Below are 8,916 nucleotides of genomic sequence, written 5' to 3'. Positions count from 1 at the left end.
TACAGTTAATCCAAATATAACACCAACATTCACTGCCGTAAATCCAATTTGTTCCGGCGCAACTTTATCGGGTTTACCAACAACTTCCAACAATGGTATAACTGGAACTTGGTTGCCTGCACTAAATAATACACAAACTACAACCTATGTGTTTACACCAACATCAGGGCAATGCGCTACAACTACCACAACAACAATCACTGTTAATCCAAATATAACACCAACATTCATTGCTGTAAATCCAATTTGTTCAGGCGCAACTTTATCTGCTTTACCAACAACTTCCAACAATGGTATAACAGGAACCTGGTCGCCTGCACTAAATAATACACAAACCACAACCTATACGTTTACACCATCATCAGGTCAATGTGCTACAACAGCAAGTTTAACTATTACAGTCAATCCAAATATAACACCAACATTCACTGCAGTAAATCCAATTTGTTCAGGCGCAACTTTATCGGCATTACCAACAACTTCCAATAATGGTATAACAGGAACTTGGTCGCCTGCATTAAATAATACACAAACCACAACCTATACGTTTACACCATCATCAGGGCAATGTGCAACAACTACCACAATAACAATCACTGTTAACTCAACACCTACTCCTACGGGTCAATCCGTTCAAACTTTTAATGTAAATAATGCTACTCTCGATGATTTAATTGTTAATCCAATTGATGTCATTTGGTATGTTTCATTTTCAGATGCAAATTCAGGTATCAATCCACTTCCAATTGAGACTATTTTAATAAATGGAGCTACTTATTATGCTGTAGCTACAAGCAATGAATGTCCTAGTGTACCTTTTGAAGTTACTGTTTCTGTCACTTTAGGAACAAATTCATTTAATAATCTATCAACTGTTGCCTACCCTATACCAAGTGAGGGTCTGGTATTTCTGAGTGCAAAAAGTAATATAAATGAAATAAGCGTTACCAACACAATGGGGCAAACAATAATAGACCTTAAAATAAACAATAATAACTCTTCAATTGATTTGTCAACATTTGCAAATGGCTTGTACTATTTGAAAATTCAAACGGATGAAGGAATTAAAATCATCAAATTAATTAAAAAGTAAAAAAAGGTGTTGAAGAACGAAAATAGAATAAACCAATTTATGTTTATTTCGTACTAATGTTTAATGTACTGCTCAAAATAGTGGTACGTCAATAATAAACCGAAATTTTCTATATCTACGATAAAATCTAAAAGATAGTATTATATACAATTGGGTTTGCTTGGAATTGAAACAAATAATAAAAGCAAAGTGAAATAAAAAAATAAGTGCTTGCTTACACGCAAGTCCATTTTTTATTTTCCTAATTATGATTTTTGTGTCAGAATTTAATAAGACAAATTGAACATTACAAAAATATAATTAGAAAAAAATTAATTTTTTAAGCATAGGGCATTCATTTTTAAATGGTTTTGAATTAGTAAGCTATCCATTGAATCTTTAGTTTTATAAAATAATGCCCTTTTGCTTAAATAATGGTTATTACAAAATTAGTGCTAAAATTTTAATTTAAAACAAAAAAATAGTTGTGCTTAATATTTCATCACTATTAAAAACCTTTCCCGTTAATAAATTTGGATTAGAAAACTAAAAAACAACAACTAAATGGGTGTTTTTTTAATTTTTTTCTAGTGTTAGTATTGCAATACTATCAGCTGTTATCTTTTCAAAGCAAATTGGCAATAACAAAACTATACCTTATTCTCCTTTTCAAAATCATATTTCCCCCAATACTAATGGATAATTTTGAGAATGAATTACAAAAAAATTGGAGTTTGTTAAGATTTAAAAGCAACCTTTTTACAATTTGTACATCTTCTAAATAAATGAACTTATGAAATACACTATAAATTTAATTTGGATATTTTTAACTCCTATATTTATTGCTATTAGTTGCTCAAAGGATAATTCTACCCCTACTCCCAATCCTCCTACCGGAATTGTTGAAACCAATCTAATTAAACTTGAAGAGGCTTTAAATAATTCGAATACAGATTTCGTAAACCTAATAAATAAAATAAGAGGTAGTGTTGGAACTAATGGTTCTGGAAGCAAAGTGATTTGGAGCAAAAAAAATGATTATAAATTAGGCTTATTTCTTTCGGCTAATCACGTTTACGGAATAAACACTTGGCCTTCTTTAAATGAAGAATTTATTGATATAACTGCAAATAATAATGGCATATTCCTTGGTTCGAAAATTCCATCAGCAAATGGCAATGTAAGTTTATCAAATGAATTGAGCGCAAACTTTGGTCTTTATCACCCTCTTATACCATCAAATGCTACAAATACAACTATACTTCCAAAAGATGATTTTTATTTGGGTATAATTGATAACCAGAGAATTATTGATAACGGTTTTGGTAATTATCCAAATTTTGTCCAAACTTCAATTCCTCTGCAAATGTATGATCCAAATAACAGGACACGAGCTGCTCAAACTTGGTCAGTTGTCGAGGCCAATCAAATTGTTATTGCTATTGGTTATCCTCAAGATAAAGCCACATATCCTAATGGGGCTGTTTCTGCAGGTAAAGTATATTCAGATACAGAGGCAGATAATATAATACAATCTCTAAAAGTTAAGGGGGATGCTGAAGGAGATATTCCATACAATCCAGAAGTAGAATTTTTGGCAAATACAGATGCTATTGCGGGTATGAGTGGCGGAGGAGTGTTTAATGAAAACGGGCAATTACTTGGGGTTATGGTGAGAGCTACAAAATTGAATAATGAACCCGTTTTGAGAGTTGTTCGAATTACTTATATTGAACAAAAAATGAATACTTTTTATAATACGCTATCTTTATCAAATAAAAACAAAATTAGACCATTTATAAGCGGTGAATTAAACTAATTCTGCTTATACGCATATTGATTTTTTTGTGATTCTTAATGATAAAAAAAAAATATAAAACAAGAAAACAAAATGTAATAGTGACACCAATACTAATCAATAAACATCTACTTATGAAAAATCGAAACAACTCACTCATTTTACGTATTGCTATAGCAATTATTTTTATAACACATAGTGTTTTTGGAATGTTTAATAATGGAATAAACGATTTTGGAAATCTGTTCCTAAACCAAATAGGTTTTGCACCACTTGGTGTTCCTATTGCTTGGGCTATAAAACTCACACATCTATTTGGAGCAATTTTGCTGCTTATCAACAAATACATTAAACCAGTTTGTATTCTTAACATTTTAATATTAATAATGGGAATTATTTTAGTCCATTATCAAGAAGGGTGGTTTGTGGTAGGTGGTGGAAGAAACGGAATGGAGTATAATTTCTTATTGATATGTGTTTTGGTATCGATATTAATTTCTGAAAGGAAAATGCAAAATTAATACATAACTATCATCATATAAAGTTATTAATTTCAAACTTATTGTAACAAAATTTGCAAAAAATTGTCCAATAATCTATAGATAAACTTAAAAAACTAAAACATAAATGATTTTACAATTTGGAGAAAATGTTGAGGGATATACCATTCCTGTTTTAAATGAAAGAGAAGTTCGTGCTGCCACTGGAATAATGTTTTTGGCAACATTCATTTCATTAATGCTAATACTATTTAAGGGAAACTTTGTGCCAATTAAATATGTATTAATAATTTTTCTAACCGATTTTAGTATCCGGCTGTTTGTCAATCCTAAATTTTCTCCTATTCTAGTCCTTGGTCGCTTAATTGTAAGCAATCAAAATCCAGAATATGTGGGAGCAAAACAAAAAAAATTTGCTTGGTACATTGGTTTAGTTTTATCAGCTACAATGTTTGTTTTAATGGTAATTATAAATTCCTTTAGTTACATAACTGGAATTGTTTGCTTAATATGCTTGATTTTAATGTTTTTCGAAACAGCTTTTGGCATTTGCTTGGGATGCAAAATTTATACAATTTTCAATAAAGAAAAAGCACAATATTGTCCAGGCGAAGTTTGTGATTTAAAAGCAAAACAAGAAATTCAAAAAACATCTAAAATTCAGTTAGCAGTTATTTTAATTTTTATCGCTTTTGTATTATTAACATCTATTCTATTCAATGAAAAGTTCAAAGAAAAGCCACACAACTTGTTTGAAACAAATAAATCTGAACAAATAAAATAAAATTATAGTTAATCCTCAATAACCACCCTATGAATTCAAATACTTTACAAGATTTCAAAATAAATATCAAAATCAAACTTTCATTGTTGTGGACATCTGTAACATTAATCTATTTGTATGGCGATTATTTTGAGTTGTATATTCCTAATAAAACGCAAGGATTAGTGAATGGCGAAAACTTATTAGATAGTCCTATGAACCTGTTTTTTGCAGCGGTATTATTAGCCATTCCTGTTGTAATGGTTGTTTTTTCTATACTATTAAAACCTAGCATAAACCGAGTATTAAATATCGTTTTTGGCCTGTTTTTTACATTTATTATGTTATTAATTGCCTTTACATCAATCGAACCTTGGCGTGCTTTTTATGTTTTTTATGCAATTATAGAAAGTACAATCACAGCACTCATTGTTTGGTATGCTTTCAAATGGCCCCAAAAAATAGAAATAATCTAAAATTGTATAATTTCATAGAGTTTATATCGGCTGGAATTTTGAATATATTCAAAGAAATAAACAATATTATATTGATAAGAATATGAAGCATTTCCATTTTGTAAAAAACAAGTATGACAGAGAATTACTAATGGACATTGGTAGTTATAATGATATACCAAACTATTTTTTTGAACCCATAATACATAACACAGATTTTTATGAAATTATATTTTTCACAACTGGAAACGGTTTTTTAGAACTTGATAATCAAAAAATTAACATAGATAACAATACCCTAATTTTTATTTCTCCTTTCCAAAACAGAAAATGGTTTGTAGATAAATCTAAGATAAGTTGCCATTTTTTATTTTTTAAAGATGACTTTTTGTCTATTTTTTTTTCAGATAAACTATTCTCTTTCAAACTACAGTATTTTTATAATAAAGCTAAACCATTGTCAATTAAAATTACCAACACACAATTATTTAAATTTCAAGAGGTCTTTCAAGATATACTTCTTGAATTAAAAGAATTCAAATCGGATAGTGAACATATTATTCGATCTCTATTATATTTTACTCTAATAAAATTGAATCGATTGTATTCAGAAACACATCAGTTATCATCGGAAACAGAAAACAATACAACAGCTTTTATGTTTAAACAGCTTTTACAAGGTGAGGTCAGAAATAACAGATCAATCGATTTTTATTCTCAAAAGCTGGGCGTGAGCAGAATAACACTAAATAAATGTGTAAAAAAACAATTTGGGATAACCAGTACTGAAATGATAGACGAGTTTGTGATGTTTGAAATCAAGTCTTTATTGTTATACTCTAAACTAAATGTAAATGAGATTGCTAGTTTGATTAACTTCTCCGAATCCAATCATTTAACTAGATTTTTTAAACGACATACTAATATAACACCAACAGAATATAGAAGCAATTATCAAAATGGTAGTTATATTATCTAATTGATAGCGATTAAAAATTGTATCGACAATAATTTTACATTAAAAAAAATCTAAAAATTATGTCAGTACAAAAAATCAAAATCAAATTTTACAGTAAGAAATTATTTAATTTAATAGGTCTAAATGGACTGTTATTAATACTAATATTTTCAATAAACAATCAGACAAATGCACAAATCCCTAAAAAAAGAGTCGTTATGATTTCAATAGACGGAACCCCTGACTTTATGATTGATAAATTCCTTGAAAATGGTGTACTCCCACCGAATGGAGCCTTTGCAAAAATGAAAAAAAATGGAGCCTTTGCGTCAACTGTTTTACCTATAAACGTCGCTTCGACAGGCCCTTCTCATATTTCCATTTTTACAGGAGCTTCTCCTTCTAAAACTGGAATTGTTGGAAACAGATTTCGGAATAATAACCAAAACTGGAATAGTCCAAATCTATTAGCATTTAATCAACCTATTGCTTCCGAAACAATTTTTCAAGCAGCGATGCGCCAAGGGAAAAAAGTGATGACTTTAGCAGGAGTCGGAATTGACTATACCAACAAAAACAGAATGACCGATTATATGCACATGTATCCCAATATTTGTGGCCCTTCACTAATTATTGATCTACAAGTAACTGACACAACTATCAATAGTAGAGATGTTGAAAGTTTTATTAAACTAAAATCAACAACAAAAAGCCCATCTAAAGCTGTTTTTGAAATTTCAGGCAACTTCAAAATCCCACTCTATTTGTATCTCAAAGATCGAATGTTCAATCCAATGTACCTGCCAAATCAACTTACTGAAATTATTGTTGATACAGATGATGACCTCAAAAATGGCTATATGACAACAATTGATACTCAAAATTGGTCAGGAATGGAAATAGAAAAAGAGGGCAAAAAATTCAATACCTCTTTTAGAATATTAAAATCAGATGAAAAAACAGGCAAATTTCAATTATTTATGACTGCTCCTGCTGAAGTATATGGGGCACCAAATGGATTTCTAGAAAAACTACAATCAGTATGTGGTTTATGGCCTGGAGAACCCGAAAACCGAAAACAAACTTCTGGCTTGATTACTGAACAAATTTGGTTGGAACAATTAGATAAGCTCTCAAAATATTCAAAAAATTTAATTCTAGCGGGAATGAAAGAAAAGGAATGGGATCTTTTGTTCGGCTATTTTTCTACCCTTGACGATGTCCAACACAGATACACACTTACAAATCCTCGTCAAATAGATTACAAAGCGGATAACGGAAACCGACCTAAAATTTATGCTGAAATTATTGAAAAACGATTTCAAAAAATAGATGCCTATTTGCTTGAAATTATTAATGCTTTGCCAAAAGAAACTAATTTAATTATTTTTTCCGACCACGGTATGATACCCATTCACAGTACTTTATTACTTAATAATTATTTTGAAGCAGCCGGTTTCAATGATAGTAAGCAAAATATAACAGCTACATCTAGCGGAAATTCGGCTCACATTTACATCAATAAAGAAAAAATTAAAACTCTTGATTTTAAAAGCTATTTAAACCGATTGACTGATGCTCTAAAATCACTAAAAGACAATAAAACAGGGGAACCCATTTTTGAACTTGTTGCCAATCAGCAACAGCAAAAAGAATATGGACTATATAACGCAGAGTATTCAGGCGATTTATTTGTAAGCTGTAAGCCCGGCTACTCCATATCCGATAAATTCCTTCCAGAGGTAAACTTTCTGGTGCAAAACTCTTTTGACCCAAAAATGTTTGAGAATGAAAACCAAGCAACCAAAAATTTTCTCTTGAATGGTACAATGAACGAAACCGGAAGAGGCGTTCACGGTTGCATAGCAACTTTACGCGAAGGACAACCTATTTTTTATGCAATTGGTCCAGATGTTCCAAAAAAGGAAATAATAAATATGTATTCGCTACAAATAGCACCAACGGTCGCAAAGCTGCTAGGAATTCAACCTCCAATGAATGCGGAGCTAAAAAGTGGATTTTAAAAATTAATAAATAGTCAAACAAATTATTTTAAATTTAATAAAAATAGCATCAAACAAAAAAACAGCAAGAATAGCAGGATTATAGAATTCCATTTTTAATTATAAACAACAACTCATAATGAGAAATACAATTATATTTTTTACGATACTATTTAATAGTTTAGCTGTTTTGGGGCAAATAAAGACCGACGAACAAAAAAGTGAGGAGGAGTTCATAAATTGATACCTATTGCAAAAAATAAACAACCTCTGACAAATCTCTCTATCTACTTAATGTTCTTAAAAATAAAATATTGTCTATTATTCTTAATCGTCTTGCAAGGGATGAATGCGCAAGATACTATGCCAAAGTTTTTGATAGGAAAAATCAGTGCAAACGCTACTGATTTGGAAGGAATAAATATAAAGAATTTAAACTCTAATGTTTCATCTACAACAGATATTGCCGGTATGTTTTCAATCGTAGCAAATGTTGGAGATACATTAACGATTACTTCCATTCAATTTAAAAGGTTAAAAATAGAATTAAAAAAAGAAGATTTCAACAACTTATTATTTATAATAAAATTAGAAAATGCAACATTTCAATTAGATGAAGTTAAAATAGTCGATTACAAAAACATAAACGCAATAAGCTTGGGAATAGTCGGAAATAATCAAAAAAAATATACTCCTGCAGAAAGAAGATTATACACGGCTACTGGCGGGGGAAATCAATTTGGGACAAACAACGCTGTTTCGGTTGATGGTATTTTGAATGCTATTTCTGGCAGGACAACGAGGCTAAAAAAAGAAATCAAAGTAGAACGCAAAGAAATTACAATCAATAAATTAAATAATTTATTTGAAGAAAGTTATTTTATTGAGTCCCTAAAAATTCCGAAAGAGTATGTCAATGGGTTCAAATATTATATTGTGGAAAACAACGAATTGGTCAAGTCAATTACTGCCAAAAACTATACGTTAACTAAATTTCTTATGAATAATTTGGCATTAGAATATGTAAGTACAATGAACTTAAAAAAATAAAGTATTGAAAAAAATCCATAAAACTTCTTTTTAATATGATGAGGAGATTAGAAAATAAAATTGCCCTAATAACAGGAGCATCAAGAGGAATAGGAAAGGCAATAGCTGAAGTATTTCACCTGCAAGGAGCAACCGTAATACTATCAGATATTAGCAATTATGAGGGAATTATAGTTTCTGAAGAATTAGGCGGTAAATGTGAATACCTTCCCCTAAATGTAAAATTAGAACAAGATTGGATTGAAGCGTCTCAGTACATCAAAACAAAATATGGAAAATTGGATATTCTAGTAAATAATGCAGGAATTACTGGTTTT

Annotated in this window: 9 protein-coding genes; all 9 read left to right on the top strand. The window is 30.1% G+C overall.

The window, feature by feature from the left end; translation table 11 throughout:
- On the top strand, positions 1–1,093 hold a 1,093-nt coding region (locus PHC28_RS11665), incomplete at its 5' end, for a T9SS type A sorting domain-containing protein (RefSeq protein ID WP_300100417.1).
- Positions 1,094–1,865: 772 nt separating this feature from the next.
- Positions 1,866–2,891, top strand: coding sequence for a trypsin-like peptidase domain-containing protein (locus tag PHC28_RS11660; RefSeq protein ID WP_300100414.1), 1,026 nt, complete (start codon positions 1,866–1,868; stop codon positions 2,889–2,891).
- 113 nt (positions 2,892–3,004) lie between these two features.
- Positions 3,005–3,391, top strand: a complete 387-nt coding sequence (locus tag PHC28_RS11655; RefSeq protein ID WP_300100411.1) for a DoxX family membrane protein — start codon at positions 3,005–3,007, stop codon at positions 3,389–3,391.
- A 106-nt stretch (positions 3,392–3,497) separates the two neighbouring features.
- Positions 3,498–4,154, top strand: a complete 657-nt coding sequence (locus tag PHC28_RS11650) for a DUF4395 domain-containing protein (protein ID WP_300100408.1) — start codon at positions 3,498–3,500, stop codon at positions 4,152–4,154.
- Between the two features lie 29 nt (positions 4,155–4,183).
- The gene (locus PHC28_RS11645) at positions 4,184–4,609 is read left to right on the top strand and encodes a DUF6326 family protein (RefSeq protein ID WP_300100405.1); all 426 of its coding nucleotides are present in this window, start codon (positions 4,184–4,186) and stop codon (positions 4,607–4,609) included.
- Positions 4,610–4,691: 82 nt separating this feature from the next.
- Positions 4,692–5,567: an AraC family transcriptional regulator gene (locus PHC28_RS11640; protein ID WP_300100402.1), complete on the top strand. Its 876-nt coding sequence runs from the start codon at positions 4,692–4,694 to the stop codon at positions 5,565–5,567.
- 197 nt (positions 5,568–5,764) lie between these two features.
- Positions 5,765–7,570 (top strand): alkaline phosphatase family protein, encoded by a 1,806-nt coding sequence (locus PHC28_RS11635; protein ID WP_300100399.1) that lies wholly within the window; start codon positions 5,765–5,767, stop codon positions 7,568–7,570.
- Positions 7,571–7,843: 273 nt separating this feature from the next.
- Positions 7,844–8,599 carry a hypothetical protein gene (locus tag PHC28_RS11630; RefSeq protein ID WP_300100396.1) on the top strand — a complete coding sequence of 252 codons (756 nt, stop codon included), beginning with the start codon at positions 7,844–7,846 and terminating at the stop codon, positions 8,597–8,599.
- A gap of 35 nt (positions 8,600–8,634) precedes the next feature.
- Positions 8,635–8,916: SDR family NAD(P)-dependent oxidoreductase (locus PHC28_RS11625; RefSeq protein ID WP_300100392.1), on the top strand; the 282-nt coding region annotated here is incomplete at its 3' end.

The sequence above is a fragment of the Flavobacterium sp. genome, assembly GCF_028712645.1.
Classification (GTDB): Bacteria; Bacteroidota; Bacteroidia; order Flavobacteriales; family Flavobacteriaceae; genus Flavobacterium.
This window is presented reverse-complemented; position numbering and strand designations above follow the sequence as displayed.